This window comes from Pseudomonas sp. R2-7-07, assembly GCF_003852355.1.
GTDB lineage: Bacteria > Pseudomonadota > Gammaproteobacteria > Pseudomonadales > Pseudomonadaceae > Aquipseudomonas.
The window spans coordinates 2540047-2561720 of the sequence record NZ_CP027759.1 but is presented as its reverse complement, the minus strand read 5'-3'; the positions used below and the strand labels follow the sequence as shown (position 1 = coordinate 2561720).

Genomic DNA, 21674 nt, shown 5'->3' with positions numbered 1-21674 from the left:
GCTACAAATAAGCTGACTGATACACCGCTATCGGGAGCAAGCCCCCTCCCACAGGGATTACCGACAGGTTTGAGGACGAGTTACTTGGCGGTGAACGCCGAGTAGCTGTTCATCAGGTTGCGGTAGTTGGGGATGCGTGGCGACAGCAGGTTGGCCAGGCCTTCCATGTCGTTGCGCCAGTCAACCTGCAGCTCGCAGGCCACGGCGAACCAGTTCACCAGTTGCGCACCGGCCGCAGTCATGCGCGCCCAGGCGGCTTGTTGCACGGTTTCGTTGAAGGTGCCGGAGGCGTCGGTGACCACGAACACCTCAAAGCCTTCATCGAGGGCACACAGGGTCGGGAACGCGACGCACACATCGGTTACGACACCGGCAATGATGATCTGCTTGCGGCCGGTCGCCTTGACAGCCTTGACGAACTCTTCGTTGTCCCAGGCGTTGATCTGGCCAGGGCGGGCGATGTACGGCGCGTCCGGGAACAGCGCCTTGAGTTCCGGTACCAGCGGGCCGTTAGGGCCGCTTTCGAAGCTGGTGGTCAGGATGGTCGGCAGGTTGAAGAACTTCGCCACGTCGGCCAGGGCCAGTACGTTGTTCTTGAATTCGTTGGGGGAGAAATCCTGCACCAGCGAAATCAGGCCGGTCTGGTGATCGACCAGCAGTACAACAGCATCATCTTTGTTCAAGCGCGAATAAGTCATGCGGGTAACTCCTTTGGGTAGTGACAATCAGAAGGCAAAGCACGAACAGCCAAACGCACCCCAGAAACCCTGGAAGTCGCTGACCGGCACGCTGGAAAGGCGGGCTTTTTCATGGCTGTGGGAGTGCACGCCACAAGGGCCGCTGCACTGGTGAACTTGAGCCTGCAGCGGTGAGCTGGGGCGCCAGTGCCCCGGTACCTTGACCACCGGCGACCAGTCCGGCAGTACCGGAACGCGTGGCGGTGCGTAATCTTCGAAATCACCGGCGCCGTAGACCACCTTGCCGCCAACCACGGTCAGCACCGATTCGATCCACTTGATGGCTTCTTCATCGACACTGAAAAAATCCGCCGACAACGCCGCCACGTCTGCCAGTTGGCCGACCTTGATCTGGCCTTTCTTGCCCTGCTCGGACGAAAACCAGGCGCTGCCGTGGGTAAACAGTTCCAACGCGGTGAGGCGCGGCAAGCCCTCGGCGTGCAATTCCAGGCCACCGACGGTGCGGCCGCTGACCATCCAGTACAGCGAGGTCCACGGGTTGTAGCTCGACACCCGCGTGGCGTCGGTGCCCGCGCCTACCGGTACGCCTTCGGCGAGCATGCGCTTGATCGGCGGCGTGGCTTCGGCGGCCTTGGCACCGTAACGCTCAACGAAGTATTCGCCCTGGAACGCCATGCGGTCCTGGATCGCAATGCCGCCGCCCAGGGCGCGCACGCGCTCGATGTTTTTCGGGGTGATGGTTTCGGCGTGGTCGAAGAACCACGGCAGGCCATTGAACGGTATGTCGCGGTTGACCTTTTCGAACACGTCGAGCATGCGCGAGATCGACTCGTCGTACGTGGCGTGCAGGCGGAACGGCCAGCGCTGTTCCACCAGATGGCGTACCACCGGTTCCAGCTCCTGTTCCATGGTCAGCGGCAGGTCCGGGCGCGGTTCGAGGAAGTCTTCGAAGTCGGCAGCCGAAAACACCAGCATCTCGCCGGCGCCGTTGTGGCGCAGGTAGTCATCGCCCTGGTGCAGAGTGACGCTGCCGGTCCAATTCTTGAAGTCGCTGAGCTCTTCCTTGGGCTTCTGGGTGAACAGGTTGTAGGCGATGCGCACCGTCAACTGCTGGTCCTTGGCCAGTTGTTCGATCACCGCGTAGTCGTCGGGATAGTTCTGGAAACCGCCGCCGGCATCGATGGCGCTGGTCAGGCCCAGGCGATTGAGTTCACGCATGAACTGGCGGGTGGAGTTGACTTGATATTCCAAGGGCAGTTTCGGGCCTTTGGCCAAGGTCGAATAAAGGATCATCGCGTTAGGGCGCGCCACCAGCATGCCGGTGGGGTTGCCGTTACTGTCGCGCACGATCTCGCCGCCGGGTGGGTTCGGCGTGTCCTTGGTGTAACCGGCCACGCGCAACGCGGCCCGGTTGAGCAAGGCGCGGTCGTACAGGTGCAGCACGAACACCGGCGTGTCCGGCGCAGCCTGGTTGAGCTCCTCCAGGGTCGGCATGCGTTTTTCGGCAAACTGGAATTCGTTCCAGCCGCCCACCACGCGCACCCACTGCGGCGTGGGGGTGCGGTCGGCCTGGTCCTTGAGCATGCGCAAGGCATCGGCCAGGGACGGCACGCCTTCCCAGCGCAACTCGAGGTTGTAGTTCAGCCCGCCACGGATCAGGTGCAGGTGCGAGTCGTTGAGACCGGGAATCACGGTGCGGCCCTTGAGGTCGATGACCTGGGTGGCGCTGCCGCGCAGGGCCATGGCTTCACCGTCAGTGCCCACGGCGACGAAGCGTCCGTCACGGATGGCGACGGCGGTGGCGCGTGGATTTTCCCGGTCCACGGTGTGGAACTGGCCATTGAACAGAATCAGATCGGCGTTCATAGGGTTTCCTTTTCAGAGGCTTCAAGCCAGGGAGCGAACAGGCGGGTGGCGGCCGGCATCAGCAGGTAAACCACCAGCAGCACGATGGTCAGGGTGACCAGGAAGGTGGAGACCACGTAGTTGGACAAAAACGGGTGCAACCGTAGGACCGGGCCCCAGATAAACGGCAGGAGCAGGGTTTGCGGCAGGATCACAAACAGGCTCACCACCGCCTGTTTCCAGCGCGGCGGCTTGGCCGCGCCGTCGGCCTGGGGGGCGAACCAGAATTCATTGGCGCCGCCGATTTCGGTCTGGTCGCCGTCGGCCAGCATTGGCGCCGCTTCATCGATCAGGGCCCGACGTTGTGGCGACTCGAGCCACAACTCCAGGGCGTCGGTGGAGCGGTAGCGCAGTACGCAGGTAAACAGCGCCATGCCGCCCTGCTGGCTGCGCACTACGTCGACGCCAAGGTGGCCGGGGCGTTCACCGGCGATGCGCACGATGCGGCGCAGCCAGGCTTCGTACTCGGTTTCGCGGCCGGGCTTGACCCGGTGCTTGACGACCAGCGTGACGACTTCGTCGGGGCTGGTGTTAGGTGTTGGGTCCATGATGGATGTTTCCCCAGGGCATTGAGCGATGGGGGAAGTTTGCCGAGCTGGGACGGCGGGGAATTGGATGTATGTGCTGTTTGGCTTTTATGTGGGAGTCAGTTCGCCGCCGCCATATGCTCCGCAATCCGCCCCCGCAACCAGCGCTCGGCCGGGTCATTGTCATGCACCCCGCTCCACACCATCGACAGCTCTGCCGCATCAATCGCGAACGGCGGGTCCTCGGCCCGCAGGCGGGTGCCTTCGGTTAACGCACAGGCCGCGTAGTCCGGCACGGTCGCGATGATCTGCGTCCCCGCCAGCAAGGCGCGCAACCCGCTGAACTGCGGCACCGCCAGCACCACCCGCCGCGAGCGGCCGATGCGTGCCAGATCCAGGTCGATATTGCCGCTCAGGTCGCCCGAGAACGACACCATCGCATGGGGCCTGGCGCAATAATCGTCGAGGGTCAGTGGCGCCTCGCCATCATCGCCGCGCAGCACTTTGCAGGGAATATCGCGCAGCTTCTTGCGCTTGGCATTGGCCGGCAGTTCCGTGGTGTAGCTCACCCCCACCGAGATTTCGCCGCTGGCCAGCAGCGACGACATCAGCAGGAAGTTGGCCCGGCGCACCACCACGATGATGCCCGGCGCTTCTTCGCGCAGGCGGCTGAGCAGCGGTGGGAACAGCCCGAACTCCGCATCGTCGGACAGGCCGATGCGAAACACCGCGCAGCTGGTGGAAGGGTCGAAATCCTTGGCGCGGCTGACGGCGCCTGAAATGGTGTCCATGGCCGGTTGCAGTTCCTTGAGTATCGCCAGCGCCCGTGGCGTGGGTTCCATGCCGCGACCGTTGCGCAGCAGCAACGGGTCGTCGAACAAGTCGCGCAGGCGGCCCAGTGCCGCACTCACCGCCGGCTGGCCCATAAAGAGTTTTTCGGCGACCCGGGTCAGGTTTTTCTCGAACATCAGCGCTTCGAAAATCACCAGCAGGTTCATGTCGACGCGGCGCAGGTCGTTGCGGTTCATGGCGGTATCCAAACGGTGTGCAGGGGGTCAGGAAAGCATGCCCGGAACGCTCTGGATTGCATACCTGTGCTGTCTTTTCCACGCCCGCACCTGGCGAAATTAACAACGATTAACTCGTCAGCCAGGCGGTCCGGCAACAAGATAAGCGGCGTCTACACTGCATCCATTCACCGGGAACGCTCCCATCGACTGCGGATATTTGTCATGGCCCGACTCGAGCAATATGCCCCTCGTTTATCCGCCACCGGAGGCCTATGCCCCCGGCGCGAGCGTATCGCCAAGCAGCTGATTCTCGCCAACCTCGGCGAAAGCCTGAGCATTGCCGAGCTGGCCCAGGCATGCGCCTTGTCGCGCAGCCATTTTTCCCGCGCATTCAAGTGCTCCACGGGGGTATCGCCCCAGGAATGGATTCGCCAGCAACGCATCCTGCGCGCCAAGGAACTGATCACCGGCTCGTCCCTGAGCCTCACTCAAATCAGCCTGGAATGTGGCTTCTGCGACCAGGCGCACTTCTGTCATATGTTCACTCGCAGCGAAGGTGTGAACCCGATGACCTGGCGAAACCACCACTCGCGCCCCAAACCCGAGGTGATCGCCGCCTAGTGGTCTTGATGCACCTGGAATATGCTGGCCCCTCCTTGACTCCTGAACCCGTGCAGCCATGAATGACTTGAGCGACCAGGCCGTGCACTTCGGCCCCTACCGCATCCATCCGCGTGAGCGCCTGGTGCTGGAGGCCGGTCGCCCGCTGCGCCTGGGACGGCGGGCGGTGGATATCCTGCTGATCCTGCTCGAGCACGCCGGCAATGTGGTGAGCAAGCAGGAGCTGATCGCACGGGTCTGGCCCAAGAGCGTGGTGGAAGACGGCAACCTGCGGGTGCACATGGCCGCGTTGCGCAAGGCCCTGGGCGACGGCCAGGCCGGGCAGCGCTATATCGTCACGGTCGCCCAGCGCGGCTACAGTTTTGTCGCGCCACTGAGCATCGAACCGATGACGCTACCCACCGACGGCGCGCCCCAACGCCCAAGTCACAACCTGCCTCTGCGGCGCACGCGCATGCTCGGCCGCCAGGCGCTGATCGACGCCCTGGTGCAGCAATTGCCGCAGCAACGCTTCATCACCCTCACCGGTGCTGGCGGCATCGGCAAGACCACCGTCGCCCTGCGCGTGGCGGAGTTGCTGATCGGCCATTACCGCGACGGCATCCACCTGCTCGACCTGGCGCCACTCAGTGCCGCCTCGATGATCCTGCCCAACCTCGCCGCCCTACTCGGCGTCCCGCCTGGCGAGCATGCGCCGCTGACCGGCTTTGCCCGCAGCCTGCAGGCACGCCAGATGCTGCTGGTGATCGACAACTGCGAACACCTGCTCGACGACATCGCCCTGATCAGCGAAACCCTGCTGCGCCATGCGCCGCACCTGCACATCCTCACCACCAGCCGCGAAGCCCTGCGCGCCGAAGGTGAATACGTGCAACGCCTCGAACCGCTGACTTGCCCGCCCGCCACCGGCAACCGCGCCCAGGCCCTGGGTTACCCGGCCATGCAGCTGCTGATCGAACGCGCCATGTCCCATCAAGACAGCTTTGCCCTCAGCGACGCCGAACTGCCGCTGGCGATTGATATCTGCCAGCGCCTGGACGGCATTCCCCTGGCCATCGAGCTGGTGGCCGCGCAGATCGAGCGTTTCGGCTTAGCGGGGCTCTTGGTGCAGATGGAAGATAACTTCCGCCTGCTGACCCGCGGGCGGCGCAGCGCCCTGCCCCGCCAGCAGACCCTGCGGGCCACGCTCGACTGGAGCTTCGATCTGCTCACCGACTGCGAAAAAATCTGCCTGCGCCGGCTCGCGGTGTTTCGCGGCGGCTTCAGCCTGGTCAGCGCGGCGGCGGTGATCGCCGGGGAGCATATAGCCCCCACCGAAGTGCTGGGCTCGATCACACAACTGGTGGCCAAGTCGCTGCTGAACGTGGACGCCAGCGAGGACGAGATGGTCTATCGTCTGCTCGATATCACCCGCACCTACGCCCTGGAAAAGCTCAGCCTCGCCGGCGAGCTGCAAGCCACCCGCGAGCGTCACGCGGCACGCTGCCTGGCCCTGATGGAACAGGCCCAGGGCGATTGGGAACTGATTGCCACACAGCCCTGGATCGACCGCTACGCCCCGCTGCGTGAAGACGTGCGCGCCGCCCTCGATTGGGGCTTTGCCGACACTGCGGGGCACTTGCTGGCGATCCGGCTGACGGTCAGTGCGATGCCCCTGTGGCAGGAACTGTCGCTGCTGCGCGAGCACGCCGGCTATGTGGACAAGGCACTGGCGCTGATCGATCGGGTCGAAGCGCCCTGCACGCAATTGGCCCTGCAGCTGCAATTGGCCCTGGGCAGCCTCTCCTACCACGCCGTGGGCGCCGCGCCCCAGACCATCGCCGCGTTTGTCGGGGCCGCACGCCTGGCTGAAGAGCGCCAGGACCTGGCCGGCCAGTTGCGTGCGGTCTCCGGGCACATGGCGGCGAACCTGTGCGCCGGGCGCTATGTTCAAGCGCTGGAACAGAGCAGGCAGTTCGATCGCCTCGACCCGCGCACCGAGCCGCTGCTGGACCTGAGCACCCAACGCTTGCGCGCCCTGGCCCAGCATTACACCGGCCATCAGGCGCTGGCCCGACAGCAGGCCGAGCAGGTGCTGCAGCGCATGAGCCACAGCGCCCACGTGAACCGCTTCGCCCACGGCATCGGCGTGCAATACGACCAGAGTGTCGCGTCCCTGACCGTACTGGCGCGAATCCTCTGGTTGCAGGGCTTTCCCGAACGCGCCTGGCGCACCGCCAGCCAGGCACTGGAACTGGCGCTGCAGATCAACCACGGTACGTCGATCTGCTACACCCTGGCCCTGGCCGGTGTGGTGATCGCCCGCTACAACGGTGCCGAAGACGATGCGCAAACCCTGCAAAGCCTGCTGCTGGAGCAGTCCCACACGCATTCGGTGCAACTGTTCCAGACCTGGGCCGGGCATTACGCCGGCATCCTGGGCAACGGGGATTTACAGGGCCTGGGGCTGATCGAGGACACCCTGGTCACCTTCGGCATGCAGCACGTCGATGAGCCAGGTCTCGAACGGGCGCGCAGCGGCGCGGCGGGTTGGTGTGCCCCGGAAATCCTGCGGGTCTACGCCGGGCAGGCAGCGCTGCAAGGTGATACCCAGGGCGCGCAGACGCTGCTGCTCGAAGCCCTCGGCCTGGCACGCCAGCAAGGCGCCCTGGCCTGGGAGCTGCGGTGTGCGGGCTCCCTGGCGCAACTCTGGCAACAGCAAGGACGCAAGCAGGCAGGCATCGACTTGCTGAACCCCCTCTACGCAAGATTTACCGAAGGCTTCGCCACCCAGGATCTACTGCGCGTACGCCGCCTGCTCGACGAGTTGCAGGACAAACGGCCGGCCTGAAAACGCGCCCAGGCACTCCCCGTAGCCTTGTTGCAGGCGCGCTACCTGACGCGGGTCACGCAGTTGCGCCAAGGCGTAGCTGCGCACGCAGTTGAGCAGGCGATAGCGCGTCGGGCCCAGGCCGGGCTCGACGCTCAGCAGCGACATATTCACCAGGCGCGTCAGCAGGTAAGACAGGTCGGCGTGTTCAAGCTCGGTACCGCTCACCATTTCGCTCAAGGTGGGCAGGGTCACCGCCATCTTGAACAAGCCCAGCTGCAGGAACAGCCAGCACTCCGGCAGACTCAGGCGCGCATAGCTCCATTCCAGCGCGGCGGTCAGCGAACGATGCCGCTCCACCGCCGTGCGACGCCCGCGGCTCAGCCCGTGCAAGCCCATGCACAATTGCTGCTGCACACCGCCGATGCCGAGTGCGTCGACCTGGGCGGCGGCCAGTTCAAGGGCCAACGGGATGCCGTCCAGCCGCCGGCAAATCTCACGCAACGGCGCCAACTCCTGAGGCCGCAACGCAAAACCCTGCTGACTGGCGCGTACCCGTGTGACGAACAGTTGCACCGCAGGCCAGGCCATGGCCTGCTCGACACTGGCCAACGCTGACGGTGACGGCACGCTCAGCCGTGGCACCCGCACCACCCATTCGCCAGGCGCGAGCAAGGCTTCGCGGCTGCTGATCAGCACGCTGACCTGCGGTGCCCGTTCGCCCAATGTGCGCACCAGCGTGCGACAGGCACCGAGCAGCAGGTCGGCCCCATCGAGTACCAGCAACAACTGGCGCGAGGCTAACTGTCGGGTCAGCTCGTCGAGGCTGTCGGCGGGGTCCAGCTGTAATACCGTGGCCAGATGGCCGAGCAGTTCGCCCGGGGTTTGCAGGCTGGTCACGTCGACCCACCACACCCCGTCGCGATAGCGGGGCACCACACGCTCGGCGAGGGCCAGGGCCAGCGTACTTTTGCCGATGCCGGCCACCCCGGTAAGGGTCAACAGGCGCTGCCCGGCGATGCGCCGCACCAGCACAGCCACCAGCTCATCGCGACCGAGCACCGGGCTGAGCCGTGCCACCAGGTTGTGCTGTGCCGGCACCGTCGGCAGTGTGCCTTGCACGGGCGCGGCGAAGCAGTAGCCACGCTGCGGATGGTTGAGGATGACACGCTGCCCGTCGAGGGCGCGACGCAACGCGACAATGTGCACGCGCAGGTTATTGTCTTCGACCACGCTGTTGGGCCAGACCCGCTCGATCAAGGTCGCCTTGCTGACAAAGTGCCCCGGCGCTTCCAGCAACACCGCGAGAATATCCAGCGCCCGCCCGCCCAGCGGCACCGGCCAACCGGCCTTGCTGACCAGGCGCTGGTGCCGATGAAAGGTGTAGGGGCCGAAGCTCACCGCCGCAGAATCATTCATGTCCGTAACCGCGCTGAAACACCCGTGCTTGAGTGCCTGCGCATCCTTTTCCGTGGGCTCGGGCTTATCTTGCCAGCTAGGGATGACAGGACAATCCCGGCACGGGGAGCGATACGGACAATCGGGTGCCTCAGACGGACATTGTGTCGTTAACTGAACTGTTGTCGGTATTGGGTAGGGTTCAGGCCGAGCTTTTCACTGAACAAAAAGCGCATATGCCGCACGCTGCCGAAGCCGGCGTGGAAGGCCACGGTCTTGAGCGGTAAATCGGTGGTTTCCAGCAACTGCCGGGCGCGGTCGATGCGCGCGCCTTGCAGGAACGCCATGGGTGTCATCTGCACTTCCTTGGCGAACAGCCGCGCAAAGTGGCGCGCACTCATGCCGGCCAGCTCGGCCATGGACTCGATGGTAAAGGGTTGGTCCAGATGCGCCAGCACATGGTGCTGCACACGGGTGATCGCGGTTTCCTGGGGCGCCACGGCAGCGGTCATCGGGCTGAACTGGGCCTGGCCACCCTGGCGCTTCATCACCACCAGCAACACCTTGGCCACGTCCACCGCCACCTGCTTGCCGTGGTCCTGGGCGACAATCGAAAGGGCCAGGTCGATACCGGCAGTGACGCCGCCCGAGGTGATCAGGCGCCGGTCCTGCAGGTAGATGCGATCGGTCTCGACCCTGGCGTGGGGGAACGCCTTGATCAGGCGCTCGGTGTAGTGCCAATGAGTGGTCACGCGGTGCCCGTCAAGCAAGCCGGCATGCCCGAGCACAAAGGCGCCGGTGCAGATCGAACCGAAACGCCGGGCCCGTGGCGCCACCGCCTTCAGCCAGGGCAGCAGCGCAGGATGGCATTCGTTATAGGCACCCGGGCCGCCCGGTACCAGCAGCAGGTCGTAGTCCGCCTGGGCCTGTTCCAGCAGCAGGTCGGTCTGCACCATCACGCCATTGGAGGCACGCAACGGCCCGGGTTCGGTACCGATGGTGAGGATGCGGTAGTGGTCGGCCGCCGGCAGGTAGCGGTTGGCAATCGAAAACACTTCGAGCGGCCCGGCCATGTCGAGCAGCAGGAAGTCCGGGAACAACGCCATGGCCACGGTTTTCATAGGTGGGAATGTCCATCAAGTAGAAAGGCGACGCGCATTATGGCATGACTTTACTGTCAACCCAGATATGACAGTTATTCAGATTTCATCTTCTTAATGAATTTAGGGTTAACCATTAACCTTCTTCTCAACGCAAGCGCCCTGCATTTCGCAGCCCGCGCTCACTTGAGGACTGGACCATGCTGACCCTTCGCAAAGCTTCCGAACGCGGCGCCGCCAATCACGGTTGGTTGAAGTCATTTCACACTTTCTCCTTCGCCAACTACTGGAACCCCAAGGAGCAGGGTTTTTCCGACCTGCTGGTGATCAACGATGACCGCGTCGCCGCCGGCAAAGGCTTCGGCCAGCACCCGCACCGCGACATGGAAATCTTCTCGTATGTGCTCGAAGGCGCCCTGGAACACAAGGACACCCTGGGCACCGGCTCGGTGATCCGTCCCGGTGATGTGCAGCTGATGAGTGCCGGCAGCGGCGTGGCTCACAGTGAATTCAACCACAGCCAGCGCCAGGGCGTGCACTTCCTGCAAATCTGGATCGTGCCCAACGAAGCCGGGGCCAAGCCGCGCTATCAGCAGGAGCACTTCAGTGAAGCGCAAAAACGCGGACGCCTGCAGTTGATCATCTCGCCGGATGGCGCCGACGGTTCGTTGAACGTTCGCCAGGATGCACGGGTGTACGCCGGGTTGTTCGATGGCGATGAAAGCGCGCAACTGGACCTGGCGCCGGATCGCTACGCCTACATCCATGTGGCGCGCGGCAGTGTCGAGCTCAATGGCCAGCGCTTGCAGGAAGGCGATGGTGTGCGGGTACGGGACGAGCGCGAGGTTCGCCTGAGCCACGGCGAAGACGCCGAGGTGCTGGTGTTCGACCTGCGCCCCAACGAACTGCCGCAGATGCCATGACCATTGTTGGCATCGATAGTCACCATCAGCGCAATGAAGTTCTCTTAAAAACTGCGACGCGTAACATCAAACCCATGCCAAACGGCACCCAACCAAGACACTCGGAGCACACACTCATGAAACGCCAACTCTTGCTTAGCCTCGCTTTCTCGGTACTGGCTGCAAACGCTTTCGCCCACCCGGCAGTCGCTGAAGGCGGCGCGGAACGTCTGATTGAAACCCGCGTTGCCGAAGGCGGTGCGGACCGCTTGCAGGAACGCGGCCTGGCTGAAGGCGGTGCAGACCGTTTGCTGAGCAACCAGGTATAACCCCCTGCTGTTGAAGGGACACCCCAAACCGGCCTGATCAGCCGGTTTTTTTTCGTCTTCGATTTATGCGTTAAAGCAGGTTTGAAACGCTCAACCTATGGCTGTCAGCTTCTTCAAGTTGGCCTGCGCATCGTCCCGCGCGATGTATAGGAAACTTTTTCCTTCCTGTACCTTGAATAAAAGTTTCATACCGACCAGCTTTTCAAGATCCTTGCGTGCGGTGTTTTCCGAAATGTCATAGTCATGGGTGAGTTCCTTGGGCGTATAAATGCGCCCAGGATGCTGCAGCACTTTCTTCAAGAAATGGCCCTGTCGGTAATTCAACCCCTCCTTTAAATCAAGGGCATCCAACCAGCTCATCAGCTCTACGGCTTCTCGTCTTTTACCCTCGAAATACAACATGAATTCGTTGATTGCGCGTTCGATGATCCGCAACTGGTAAATGACGAAATAGGTCAGATCGAACCCGTCGGTTTCCGTATGGATATATGAACGCCCATATTGCATGGGGGCTTCTTTAAGCAGTGCGCTGATGGAAATGTACTCAAAGGGCCAATAACCACTTTTGAGCATGAACCAATAAAACAAAGCGCGTGCGGTCCGACCGTTGCCGTCTCTGAAGGGATGTTCATAACCCAGCATGAAATGAAGGATGATGGCCTTGACCACTGGATGGATAAAGTGCGCGCCGCCTTGGCCGTCATGCTGATCGTTGGCAAACCTGCAAAGCGCCTCGAGCCTGTCCGGCAGCACTGCGGCCCGGGGTGGTTGATGAATGATTTCATTCCCGGCGCCGCCAACAAAAATATCGTTGGTCGTCCTGATATGCCCAGGGCGAACATCGTCCTCTTCAATACCCGCCGTTGCGATGGCATGAAACTCGCAGATCAACGCGACAGATAGCGCTTCGCCCTGGTTGTACTTGGCATGTTTCATCAGGTGATAGTTGTTGAGGATCATCCGCTCATCATCATTCTGCGGCGCACGCTCCTTGGCCAGCATGTCCTTGGCGATTTTGCGCGTAGTCGCCGCACCTTCCAGCTGGGCACTGGAGATTGCCTCCTCCATCATCAATGAATCGACCAGGTACTGAGCATTATCGCGGTACTGAGGAGACGCCGCTGCTGCACCGCCCAGGCTGGAGGTCACAGACTCGACGGCGTGAATCACCGCATCACTGAAATCCGTGGAACATAAGAAAAAAGCGCTACCGCATTCGCTCTTGAGCTCAAGGGTCTTGCTTGCACAGGCCCGGGACATCTTGATGGCGGCCCATGCCGCTTCCTTATTGACGCCGGGTGTGGGGTAACGGCGAAATTCATCCCAATGCAGATATCGGCCTTTGTCATCGACTGCCTTGAAAATGCGTGCAAGCTCGAAAATCTGCAAGCCATGGCGACTCAATAACGTGCCGAAATCAGTGGGTTTATGGATTTTTGCCACAACTGAAACTCAATTTTTGAAAATTGAGTTGATCGTTACGCCTAACGACCAACGTGTCAACGTGTGCAGCGCAGAAAACTGCATTACGCTGCACTTTGTGGCGAGGGAGCTTGCTCCCGCTGGGCTGCGCAGCAGTCCTGAAGCTCTCCCACCCCATCTTCTGTGTCGATTGGGAGGCCGTCACGGGAGCAAGCTCCCTCGCCACAGGTGTGCGGGTTCTTCTTACCCTTCGCGCTTGACCTTCAAGTGCCGCGCATACCACGGCCGCTGCGGCACGCGCTTGAACAGGCCCTTGAGCAGATCGTCATCGGCGCCGAAGGTGATGCGCAGGGCCAGTTTCATGATTTCCGGGTCCATTTCCATCGAGCGTCCCTGCTGCAACCCCGGCGTGGTGCTGCAGCCATGGGTGTCCGGGCCGAGCCAGGGGTCGGCTATTTCAACCCAGCGCCCCGGCGCAAACCAGGCTACGCCGTTGACCTCGAGCCGGGCTACTTCGCCGGGATTAAAGCGTTCGTGGGCGCGAAACCAGTCTTCGATACGGTCATCGATCCAGCCGTGGAAGTGCCAGAACACCGGGTTGACATGAGATGAAAACGGATCGCCGAGGAAGTCGTTTTCCGGCGCATACCAGCGCGCGGCAAAGTCCGCAGGGTCGCGGGCAAACGGCACCGGGGCGCCGTTGGAGGGGTCGCGCGGCACCGAGGCCCAGCGCATGTGCAGCCAGTCGTGCAGGCCCAATTCCATTTCCGAGCCCAATTGGCCGAGCGTCAAGCGGGCCAGGTAGCGCGGGTCGCGGTATTGGGATTCCCACACCTGGAAATTGCTGTGGTAGGTCTCGGCGGCCTTGATGTCGCTGACCCACTGGGTGTAATCGGCGTCGTCCGGCGCCGACCAGCAGGGCGGCAGCGCAAAGCCGTCGTGGTTGTCGAAGTAACGCAAAAAGCCCTGGCGATCACGCTCCAGCGCCGGCTGCGGCGCGGGAAAGTGCGGCCATGACGGCAGCTCCTGCAGGGAGCGGGCAGTGCCGAGCATATGGCGGTGCATGAAGAAAAAGTCGATGCCCGAGCCGTTACGATCCTTGCGCTTGCCCCGCGCATCGCGCTCCTGGCCACGCGGGCCGGGTTGCCAGCCGATGCCGCGCAGGGCTTCGCGTTTTTCCTCGGAGAGTTTGTGCCATTGGTCACGGCTGGCGTGCCACAGCTGGTGAAACAGGCGATGTTCGGGGGCAATCAGCCACGCCAGCAGGGCCTCGTTGAGGCCGATACGCTGGCGGGCTTCGGGGAACAGCTGTTTGTGGGCGATAAAACGGTTGTCGCGCTCGGTCAATGCCAACGGCCGCTCAAGGTCGAGGATCTGCCCACTGAGGGTGGCGCTGCCGGCATTGCCGAAGTCGGCCCAGACTTCATCGAGGGTCATCTTGAATTCGTAGGCCGGAATACCCGCCGCTGAATCGCGGTCGATCAGACGCCAATAGAGCAACGCGCCCTCGCCCGTCAGCAGATCGCCCAAGACACGGTAGCGCGGCTCGTCGTCGCCACGCAGGTTTTCGGCGGTGTCCAGGTAGCCGCGCAAGCCCCGCCCACGGGGTGCGATATCCAGCAGCAATTGCAGGCCCTGCAACGGCAGGCCCTTGAGGCCGGCATCGCGGCCTTCCAGACGCAGGTTCCACACGCCGCGCAAGGTGTTCGCCAAGTGCTGGCCCTGGGTGTCGGCCAGGTCGACCGTGGCTTCGCCGGGGGTGATCGGGAATTCGTCTTCCCGCGTCAGCTCGCGATGGGCATAAAAGGCCGCAGGCACGGCAGCGCCGGTCAGCGCCAGGCCTGCGATGAACCCACGTCGAGAGATCGTCATTGTCTACCTTAGGAAACGGCTTAATCAGAGCTAGAACGTTTTCAGCCGGGGGAAATTTACCGGCGCTGGGCCGCCCGCTAAATTTCCCCTGCCATCGCTCGTTCTTCCCTGATAGCAACGGCCTCAACTGACTGAGATGGCAATGACAAAACCACGTTCGAAAAAGGCGCTGTATATCGGCCTGCCGCTGGCACTGGCCGTCGCCGCCGGGGCCGGCCTGCTGGCCTGGGATCACTGGTTCAAGGGGAATGCCGGCTACCCGCTGGAGGTGATCAGGCAAGCCAACGAAATGCAGGATCGCCTGTTGTCGTTCGACAGCCATATCACCGTGCCCATGGATTTCGGCACCGCCGGCAATGAAGCCGACAAGGACGGCAGCGGCCAGTTCGACCTGGCCAAGGCGTCGCGCGGCCGCTTGTCCGGTGCGGCCCTGACAATCTTCGGCTGGCCGGAAATCTGGAACGGCCCCAACGCCCCGCACAAACCCACCGACGGCTTTGTCGAAGAGGCCCGCCATGAGCAGGAGGTACGCTACAAGATCATCTCCGGCATGGTGCGCGACTTTCCCAACCAGGTGGGCATCGCCTATACCCCGGACGACATGCGCCGCCTGCATGGCGAAGGCAAGTTCGCGATCTTCATCAGCATGCTCAACGCCTACCCGCTGGGCAACGACCTGAACCAGCTGGACCTGTGGGCGGCGCGCGGCATGCGCATGTTCGGTTTCAGCTACATCGGCAACAACGCCTGGGCGGACTCATCGCGCCCGCTGCCGTTTTTCAATGACACCGCCGACGCCCTTGAAGGCCTGTCGCCCATCGGCCAGCAAGCGGTGCAGCGCCTCAATGACCTGGGCGTGATCATCGACGTGTCGCAGATGTCGACCAAGGCCCTGGAACAGGTCGCGCAGTTGAGCCGCACGCCGATGGTGGCCTCCCATTCGGCACCCCGGGCGTCGGTGGACATCCCGCGCAACCTCAGCGACAAGGAGTTGCAACTGATCAAACGCAGTGGCGGCGTGGTGCAGGTGGTGGGCTTTCCTGCCTACCTGCGCCCCCTGAGCCAGCCGACCCAGGACAAGCTCAACGCCCTGCGCGCACGTTTCGACCTGCCGCCCCTGCCGAACCTGGCGATGGCCCTGATGCCGGGCGACGCGATCATCGCCGCGTGGCCCGAACAGCGCTTCGGCCAATACGCCAGTGAGCTGTACGCAATTCTCGAAGAAGAACCCAAGGCAACCCTCAAGGACTGGGGGGACGCCATCGACTACACCGTGCGCAAGATCGGCATCGACCACGTCGGCATCGCTTCGGACTTCAACGACGGCGGTGGTCTGCAGGGTTGGGAGAACGTCGGCGAGGTGCGCAACGTCACCGCCGAACTGATCCAGCGTGGTTATTCCGAAGCCGATATCGCCAAGCTGTGGGGCGGCAACTTCCTGCGGGTGTGGGAGCAGGTGCAAAAAGCCGCCAAACCCTTGGCCAACCGCGAAGTCAGCCCATGACCGACCGCCGCACATTTCTCAAGCAGGCCGGCGTGTTTGCCGCCAGCCTGCCGCTGGGCGCCGCGCTGATACCCCAGGCGCTGGCAGCCGCCGCGAACGACCCCTGGGCGGGATTGAAGCAGCTGTTCGAGCAGGACCCGGATTACCTGCACTTTTCCAACTTCCTGGTGGCGTCGCACCCCAGGCCGGTGCGCGAGGCCATCGAGCGCTACCGCGCGCAGATCGACCGCAACCCAGGCCTGGCGATGGACTGGGATCTGCAGGAAACCTGGAAACGCGAAGGCCAGGTGCGTGAGTGGGCCGGTCGCTACCTGAACGCCACGCCGCCGCAGATCGCCCTGACCGGCAGCACATCCGAGGGGCTGGCGATGATTTACGGCGGGATCCAGGTGCGCGCCGACCAGGAAATCCTCACCACCGAGCATGAGCATTACGCAACACAGAACGTGCTGGATTTTCGCGTGCGCAAGGAAAGCACCCGGGTGCGCCGTATCCGCCTGTTCGACAGCGCCAGCCGTGTGTCCGTCGATGAAGTGTTGGGCAATATCCAGCGCAATATCCGCCCCAACACCCGTGTGCTGGGCATGACCTGGGTGCAGTCGGGCAGCGGGGTCAAATTGCCCATCGGCGAAATCGGCCAACTGGTGGATGAACACAACCGCCACCGTGACGACAACGATCGCATCCTCTATGTGGTCGACGGTGTGCACGGCTTCGGCGTGGAAGACCTCGATTTCCCTGGCATGCATTGCGATTTTTTCATCGCTGGCACCCACAAGTGGATGTTCGGGCCGCGCGGTACCGGCCTGGTGTGCGCACGCGACCCTCAGAACAGGTACGTCACGCCGATGGTGCCGACGTTCTCAGAAGACAAGGATTTCGCCACCACCATGACCCCCGGCGGCTACCACGCCTTCGAACATCGCTGGGCCGCCGACGAAGCGTTCAAGTTGCACCTGCAGCTGGGCAAGGCGCCGGTGCAGGCGCGAATCCACGCACTCAACACCGAGCTTAAGGAACAGCTGCTGGCGCATCGGCAGATCGAACTGGTCACGCCGTGCAGCCCGGAGTTATCGGCGGGCTTTACCTTCTTTCGGGTCAAGGGCCAGGACAGCGATGCAGTAGCAGCGCACATGCGGCAAAACCGTGTGGTGATCGACGCGGTGGACCGCGATGTCGGGCCGGTCATTCGCACCGCCCCCGGCCTGCTCAACAGCTCGGCCGAAATCCAGCGCTTCATGGCGCTGCTGAGTCAGCGGCTGTGACCCCTTTTTTTATTTGAACGAGACGCTCACATGATGCCCTTTCGACTCAACCCCCTGACCGCCCTGGCACTCACCGCATTGTGCGGCGCCCTGCTCCCTGGCCTGGCCCAGGCGGCTGCACCGCAACCGGGCAAAGTCTTCAAGGACTGCAAGGACTGCCCGGAAATGGTGGTGCTGCCCGCCGGCACTTTCACCATGGGGACCCCGGAAGACGAAGTCGGCCGCGAGCCCGACGAAGGCCCGATGCATGCAGTGACCTTCGCCAAGCCCTTCGCCATGAGCCGCTTCCACATCACCGCCGGCGAGTGGGACAGCTACGTGCGCCAGACCGGGGTGAAGATCGCCAATGGCGATGACCGCCCCGGCCGTGAATGCATCGCCAGCAAGCCGCGCTACCCCCAGGGGCCACGCCAGCCGGCCGTGTGCATGGACATGGACGACATCAAGCGCTACGTGAGCTGGCTGTCGAAGAAAACCGGGCAGCAGTACCACATGGTCAGCGAGGCCCAGCGCGAATACGCCGCCCGCGCCGGCACCAGCGGGCCATTCCCCTTCCCGTTCGACGAAGGCAAGGGTTACAGCATCGCCCAGCACGCCAACACCTACGGCCCGGCGGACGGCTACAGCTATTCGTCGCCGGTGGGCAGCTACCCGCCCAATGCGTTTGGCCTGTATGACATGCACGGCAACGTGTACGAGCGGGTTGCCGATTGCGAGCACGCCAACTACATCGGCGCGCCGACTGACGGCAGTGCCTGGGTGGAGCCGAACTGTGAGGCCTACCAGATCCGCGGCAATGACTGGGGCGAAGCGCCGGTGTTTTCCCGCTCCGGCAACCGCAACAACATCTACCCGCAGACGCGCGGTGACTGGATTGGATTCCGGGTAGTGCGCGACCTCTGATAGCGCAATAGATCCAAATGTGGGAGGGGGCCTGCCCCCGATGGCGGTGGGTCAGGCAAAGATGCAGGCACTGACACTTCCTCATCGGGGCATGGGTATCTACACAATTTTGGCGCGGCCCTGAACCTGTGACGGCTCAGGAGTCGAAGCCTCTCTAACTGACACCCCGCGTTCCAAATGTGGGAGGGGGCTTGCTCCCGATGGCGGCCTCCGGGCCGGCCAGGATGTTGGTTCAGAGCGAGTACATATCCGTTGCTGCGGTAACGGCGGCTTAGGGTTCCGCCCTGACGGCGGGTCACTTTGGAAAAAAGCCCCAAAGTAACCAAAGGGCTCTTGCCCCACCACTCGGCACCTCGCCTAGGCTCGGTGTGCCCGTAATCCGACAGTGATTTGGGGGGCCGCCGCCACGCGCCATCCATGGCGCGGGGCGGCTAAACCGGCATCCCTGCCGGTTTACCCCCCAAATCACTATCGAATTCCGGCCAGCGTGGTTTAACGGGGCGCCTAGATCAAAAGCAAGATCAAGAGCGACTCGCTTCGCATCGTGGTTACCGTAGGCTGCTACAAAGTTGTGTAGATACCTATGCTCATCGGGGGCAAGCCCCCTCCCACATTTGATTGCGCTCAGCCTTTTGTGGCCAACAGCTCCAGGCCTTCATGCAACGCCGGGAACAGGCTGTTGTTGAAGTTGTTCCAGCGCAGTTCGAGGATCGTGTCCTCTGGTGAAATCTCGGTCTTCAATACGTCGTGGAACACTTCGCCGGAATCGATACCGTTATCCACATAGTGGAACGACGCGCCGGTGAGGTACAGCGGCTCCGAAGGCGTGGTGGCCTTGGTCGCCCAGTCCACCACCGTCTGCCCGCGCGCGCCGTATAACGCGTTCCACGTGGCATAGGCGCCACGGCGTTCGTAAGGCGATTCGATACGCGTGATTCCCGGATGGATGTTCATGATGCGCCGCGCAAACGGCGCGCCTGGGCGTACCAAGTCATCGAGGATCACCAGCAAGCCATCCAGCACCACGATGTCAGCGTTCAACTCAACCAGCGTGTCATGCAGGCGCCGCTCGAAATCCTGCTTGCCGGCGATATGTTCGGCGCTGCCCCGTGGCAGGCGGCGGTAGGTCGACGGCACGCTCAGCAGCAGGTCGTTGACCAACGTGCCCTGCACGCGCAAGTCGGCCGGGTACAGCCATTGACGGCCAGGCTGGTAAGCGAACCCGTAATCGGCGACCAGCGCCTGATCCCGCGGGTTTTGCTCATCATCGTCATACACCACGCCGACCAGTTTGTAGGCATCGCCCAGCGAGGTGTCGTTGAGCGAGCCCACCAGAAACTCCAGCACCGACTTCATGTAGCGCTCATGGTCCTTGTAGGCCACCGGCTGCCCGGCCTTGTCGGCGGCGGCATTTCTCAGGGACCAAACATACACCAGGTTCTTTTTCGTCATTGTTTCGCTCTCGCAGAAGGAATACGTACGGCGTGAATAGCCGTGCGCCTACCCAACAGGAACGAACCAGCCCCCGCGCAATTTATCCCCGCGCCGGCACCGCCCGGCACGCCGGGCTAAATAGTCGCGCCGACACTTCGTTTGTCATGGGTAAGGGTCTGTGTGCCCAGCCCCTCTTTTCACTCTCCGGGATGTATTTATGACCGACCCCAAACGCGGCGCCTTCAACGGTTTGCTCGCCCTGCTCCGGCCCTTTCGCGCCATTGTGACGGTCTCCGTGGGCCTCGGCATGGTCGGCGGCCTGGCCATTACCCTGCTGCTGGCCACCATCAATAACGCGCTGCATTCGGCCGACGGCATGACCCAGGGCGTGGTGATGACCTTTGCCGCGTTGTGCGTGGTGGCGCTGCTCAGTTCGATCATTTCCGACATCGGCACCAACTACGTCGGGCAACGAATCATCGCCGCCCTGCGCAAGGACCTGGGCGAAAAGGTGCTGTCGGCGCCCATCGGGCAGATCGAACGGTATCGCTCGCACCGCCTGATTCCGGTGTTGACCCACGACGTCGACACCATCAGCGACTTTTCCTTCGCATTCACGCCCCTGGCTATCGCAGCCACGGTCACTCTCGGTTGCCTGGGCTACCTGGCCTACCTGTCCGTGCCGATGTTCCTGATGATGGTGGTGGCGATCATTATCGGCAGCGCCGTGCAATTCATCGCCGGCGGCAAAGGCATTCAGGGCTTCGACCTGGCGCGCAGCCATGAAGACGAGCTGCAGCGTTACTACAACGCGATTGCGTCCGGCGCCAAGGAACTGCGCATGCACCGGCCACGGCGGTTTCGCATGAACACCCATCGCATCCAGGAAACCGCCGACCGCATCAGCGATATCCAGGTGCGCTCGGTCAATATTTACATCCTCGCCAAGACGTTTGGCTCGATGCTGTTCTTCGTGGTCATCGGCCTGGCCCTGGCAATGCAGGCGTACAACCCCAATCCTGATCCGACCGTAATCACCGGGTTCGTGCTGGTGCTGCTGTACATGAAAGGCCCGTTGGAGCACCTGCTCGGTTACCTGCCTGTGGTCGGCAAGGCCAAGATTGCCTTTGGCCGCATCAGTGAGCTGTCGGAACGCTTCTCGTCGCCGGAACCCCACCTGTTGATGGACGACAGCGAAGCGCCAAAGCCGGTGGTCAACAGCCTCGAGCTGCGCGACGTGAGTTATAGCCCGCCAGCGGTCGAAGGCAGCGAGCCGTTCCACCTGGGGCCGATCAACCTGAGCATCAAGCAAGGCGACATCGTGTTTATCGTCGGTGAAAACGGCAGCGGCAAGACCACCCTGATCAAGCTTTTATTGGGCCTGTACCCGCCCCAGACAGGCGAGATTCGCCTGAACGGCGAAGCGGTCACCGACCCGGAACGCGACGACTACCGCCAGTTGTTCACCACGGTATTTTCCGACTACTACCTGTTCGACGACCTGGTGCAAGGCAGCGCCACCCAGTCCCTGGACAGCGCCACTAAATACCTGGAACGCCTGGAAATCGCGCACAAAGTCAGTGTCAAGGACGGTGTGTTCAGCACCACCGACCTCTCCACCGGCCAGCGCAAGCGCCTGGCCTTGGTCAACGCCTGGCTGGAAGAACGCCCGGTGCTGGTGTTCGACGAATGGGCCGCCGACCAGGACCCCGCCTTCCGCCGAATCTTCTACACCGAGCTGTTGCCGGACCTCAAGCGCCTGGGCAAGACCATCATCGTGATCAGCCACGACGACCGTTACTTCGACATCGCCGATCAACTGGTGCGCCTGCGCGCCGGCCAAGTGGTGCACGAGATGGAACCGGCGTGAATTTTATTTTCCGGTTTTTCGAGGTAGGAACGTCTCACTAGTGGTAATGAGAATTAACCTCAATAGATACGTATAACTGCCCACTTAAAACCTAGAAGAGAAAGC

17 protein-coding genes are annotated in these 21674 nt (G+C 62.7%); 8 read left to right on the top strand and 9 right to left on the bottom strand.

All coding sequences use genetic code 11. The features are described 5' to 3' along the window. Positions 1–80 precede the first annotated feature (80 nt). From ycaC to C4J86_RS11640, 4 genes are all read right to left on the bottom strand, one after another. Entirely contained in the window at positions 81–698 is a 618-nt protein-coding gene (gene ycaC / locus C4J86_RS11655; RefSeq protein ID WP_057722054.1) for an isochorismate family cysteine hydrolase YcaC, read from the bottom strand. Positions 699–725: 27 nt separating this feature from the next. Next, positions 726–2564 (bottom strand): amidohydrolase, encoded by a 1839-nt coding sequence (locus C4J86_RS11650; protein ID WP_124370486.1) that lies wholly within the window; start codon positions 2562–2564, stop codon positions 726–728. Then, positions 2561–3151: an antibiotic biosynthesis monooxygenase gene (locus tag C4J86_RS11645; protein ID WP_124366795.1), complete on the bottom strand. Its 591-nt coding sequence runs from the start codon at positions 3149–3151 to the stop codon at positions 2561–2563. Before C4J86_RS11645 ends, C4J86_RS11650 begins: the two co-directional genes overlap by 4 nt. Before the next feature lie 98 nt (positions 3152–3249). Further along, on the bottom strand, positions 3250–4158 hold the full coding sequence (locus C4J86_RS11640) for a LysR family transcriptional regulator (RefSeq protein WP_124362565.1): 909 nt from the start codon (positions 4156–4158) through the stop codon (positions 3250–3252). Positions 4159–4362: 204 nt separating this feature from the next. On the opposite strand from C4J86_RS11640, the gene C4J86_RS11635 reads away from it, so the two are divergent. Both C4J86_RS11635 and C4J86_RS11630 read left to right on the top strand, forming a co-directional pair. After that, positions 4363–4761, top strand: coding sequence for a helix-turn-helix domain-containing protein (locus C4J86_RS11635; RefSeq protein ID WP_124362564.1), 399 nt, complete (start codon positions 4363–4365; stop codon positions 4759–4761). A 58-nt stretch (positions 4762–4819) separates the two neighbouring features. After that, the gene (locus tag C4J86_RS11630) at positions 4820–7591 is read left to right on the top strand and encodes a winged helix-turn-helix domain-containing protein (RefSeq protein WP_124370485.1); all 2772 of its coding nucleotides are present in this window, start codon (positions 4820–4822) and stop codon (positions 7589–7591) included. Here C4J86_RS11630 and C4J86_RS11625 read toward each other — a convergent pair. Beyond that, complete coding sequence (locus C4J86_RS11625) at positions 7538–8989, bottom strand: winged helix-turn-helix domain-containing protein (RefSeq protein WP_124370484.1); 1452 nt, start codon at positions 8987–8989, stop codon at positions 7538–7540. The two genes, C4J86_RS11630 and C4J86_RS11625, sit on opposite strands and share 54 nt — an antisense overlap. Positions 8990–9138: 149 nt before the next feature. Then, the gene (locus C4J86_RS11620) at positions 9139–10089 is read right to left on the bottom strand and encodes a GlxA family transcriptional regulator (protein ID WP_124370483.1); all 951 of its coding nucleotides are present in this window, start codon (positions 10087–10089) and stop codon (positions 9139–9141) included. A 179-nt stretch (positions 10090–10268) separates the two neighbouring features. Here C4J86_RS11620 and C4J86_RS11615 point away from each other — a divergent pair, with 179 nt between their 5' ends. After that, positions 10269–10991 carry a pirin family protein gene (locus C4J86_RS11615; RefSeq protein ID WP_124370482.1) on the top strand — a complete coding sequence of 241 codons (723 nt, stop codon included), beginning with the start codon at positions 10269–10271 and terminating at the stop codon, positions 10989–10991. Between the two features lie 116 nt (positions 10992–11107). Beyond that, positions 11108–11299: a hypothetical protein gene (locus C4J86_RS11610; protein WP_124370481.1), complete on the top strand. Its 192-nt coding sequence runs from the start codon at positions 11108–11110 to the stop codon at positions 11297–11299. A gap of 90 nt (positions 11300–11389) precedes the next feature. On the opposite strand, the gene C4J86_RS11605 is transcribed toward C4J86_RS11610, so the two are convergent. Both C4J86_RS11605 and C4J86_RS11600 read right to left on the bottom strand, forming a co-directional pair. Next, positions 11390–12742: a Fic family protein gene (locus tag C4J86_RS11605; RefSeq protein WP_124370480.1), complete on the bottom strand. Its 1353-nt coding sequence runs from the start codon at positions 12740–12742 to the stop codon at positions 11390–11392. Positions 12743–12964: 222 nt separating this feature from the next. Further along, the gene (locus tag C4J86_RS11600) at positions 12965–14593 is read right to left on the bottom strand and encodes a PvdJ/PvdD/PvdP-like protein (RefSeq protein ID WP_124370479.1); all 1629 of its coding nucleotides are present in this window, start codon (positions 14591–14593) and stop codon (positions 12965–12967) included. Between the two features lie 142 nt (positions 14594–14735). Here C4J86_RS11600 and pvdM point away from each other — a divergent pair, with 142 nt between their 5' ends. The 3 genes from pvdM to C4J86_RS11585 are packed head-to-tail and all read left to right on the top strand — an operon-like array spanning position 14736 to position 18265. After that, complete coding sequence (gene pvdM, locus C4J86_RS11595) at positions 14736–16097, top strand: pyoverdine-tailoring dipeptidase-like protein PvdM (protein WP_124370478.1); 1362 nt, start codon at positions 14736–14738, stop codon at positions 16095–16097. Continuing rightward, positions 16094–17362 (top strand): aminotransferase class V-fold PLP-dependent enzyme, encoded by a 1269-nt coding sequence (locus tag C4J86_RS11590; RefSeq protein ID WP_124370477.1) that lies wholly within the window; start codon positions 16094–16096, stop codon positions 17360–17362. Before pvdM ends, C4J86_RS11590 begins: the two co-directional genes overlap by 4 nt. Before the next feature lie 30 nt (positions 17363–17392). Beyond that, positions 17393–18265, top strand: coding sequence for a formylglycine-generating enzyme family protein (locus tag C4J86_RS11585; RefSeq protein WP_124370476.1), 873 nt, complete (start codon positions 17393–17395; stop codon positions 18263–18265). A gap of 624 nt (positions 18266–18889) precedes the next feature. Here the strand turns inward: C4J86_RS11585 and C4J86_RS11575 are convergent. Continuing rightward, on the bottom strand, positions 18890–19717 hold the full coding sequence (locus C4J86_RS11575) for a N(5)-hydroxyornithine transformylase PvdF (protein ID WP_124370475.1): 828 nt from the start codon (positions 19715–19717) through the stop codon (positions 18890–18892). A gap of 199 nt (positions 19718–19916) precedes the next feature. On the opposite strand from C4J86_RS11575, the gene C4J86_RS11570 reads away from it, so the two are divergent. After that, a complete protein-coding gene (locus C4J86_RS11570) occupies positions 19917–21569 on the top strand; it encodes a cyclic peptide export ABC transporter (protein ID WP_124370474.1) in 1653 nt (550 codons plus the stop codon). The last annotated feature ends 105 nt before the right edge of the window (positions 21570–21674 follow it).

Coding starts and splice junctions, on each gene's coding strand:
- ycaC (WP_057722054.1), bottom strand. CDS start 698: ATGACTTATTCGCGCTTGAACAAAGATGATGCTGTTGTACTGCTGGTC.
- C4J86_RS11650 (WP_124370486.1), bottom strand. CDS start 2,564: ATGAACGCCGATCTGATTCTGTTCAATGGCCAGTTCCACACCGTGGAC.
- C4J86_RS11645 (WP_124366795.1), bottom strand. CDS start 3,151: ATGGACCCAACACCTAACACCAGCCCCGACGAAGTCGTCACGCTGGTC.
- C4J86_RS11640 (WP_124362565.1), bottom strand. CDS start 4,158: ATGAACCGCAACGACCTGCGCCGCGTCGACATGAACCTGCTGGTGATT.
- C4J86_RS11635 (WP_124362564.1), top strand. CDS start 4,363: ATGGCCCGACTCGAGCAATATGCCCCTCGTTTATCCGCCACCGGAGGC.
- C4J86_RS11630 (WP_124370485.1), top strand. CDS start 4,820: ATGAATGACTTGAGCGACCAGGCCGTGCACTTCGGCCCCTACCGCATC.
- C4J86_RS11625 (WP_124370484.1), bottom strand. CDS start 8,989: ATGAATGATTCTGCGGCGGTGAGCTTCGGCCCCTACACCTTTCATCGG.
- C4J86_RS11620 (WP_124370483.1), bottom strand. CDS start 10,089: ATGAAAACCGTGGCCATGGCGTTGTTCCCGGACTTCCTGCTGCTCGAC.
- C4J86_RS11615 (WP_124370482.1), top strand. CDS start 10,269: ATGCTGACCCTTCGCAAAGCTTCCGAACGCGGCGCCGCCAATCACGGT.
- C4J86_RS11610 (WP_124370481.1), top strand. CDS start 11,108: ATGAAACGCCAACTCTTGCTTAGCCTCGCTTTCTCGGTACTGGCTGCA.
- C4J86_RS11600 (WP_124370479.1), bottom strand. CDS start 14,593: ATGACGATCTCTCGACGTGGGTTCATCGCAGGCCTGGCGCTGACCGGC.
- pvdM (WP_124370478.1), top strand. CDS start 14,736: ATGACAAAACCACGTTCGAAAAAGGCGCTGTATATCGGCCTGCCGCTG.
- C4J86_RS11590 (WP_124370477.1), top strand. CDS start 16,094: ATGACCGACCGCCGCACATTTCTCAAGCAGGCCGGCGTGTTTGCCGCC.
- C4J86_RS11585 (WP_124370476.1), top strand. CDS start 17,393: ATGATGCCCTTTCGACTCAACCCCCTGACCGCCCTGGCACTCACCGCA.
- C4J86_RS11575 (WP_124370475.1), bottom strand. CDS start 19,717: ATGACGAAAAAGAACCTGGTGTATGTTTGGTCCCTGAGAAATGCCGCC.
- C4J86_RS11570 (WP_124370474.1), top strand. CDS start 19,917: ATGACCGACCCCAAACGCGGCGCCTTCAACGGTTTGCTCGCCCTGCTC.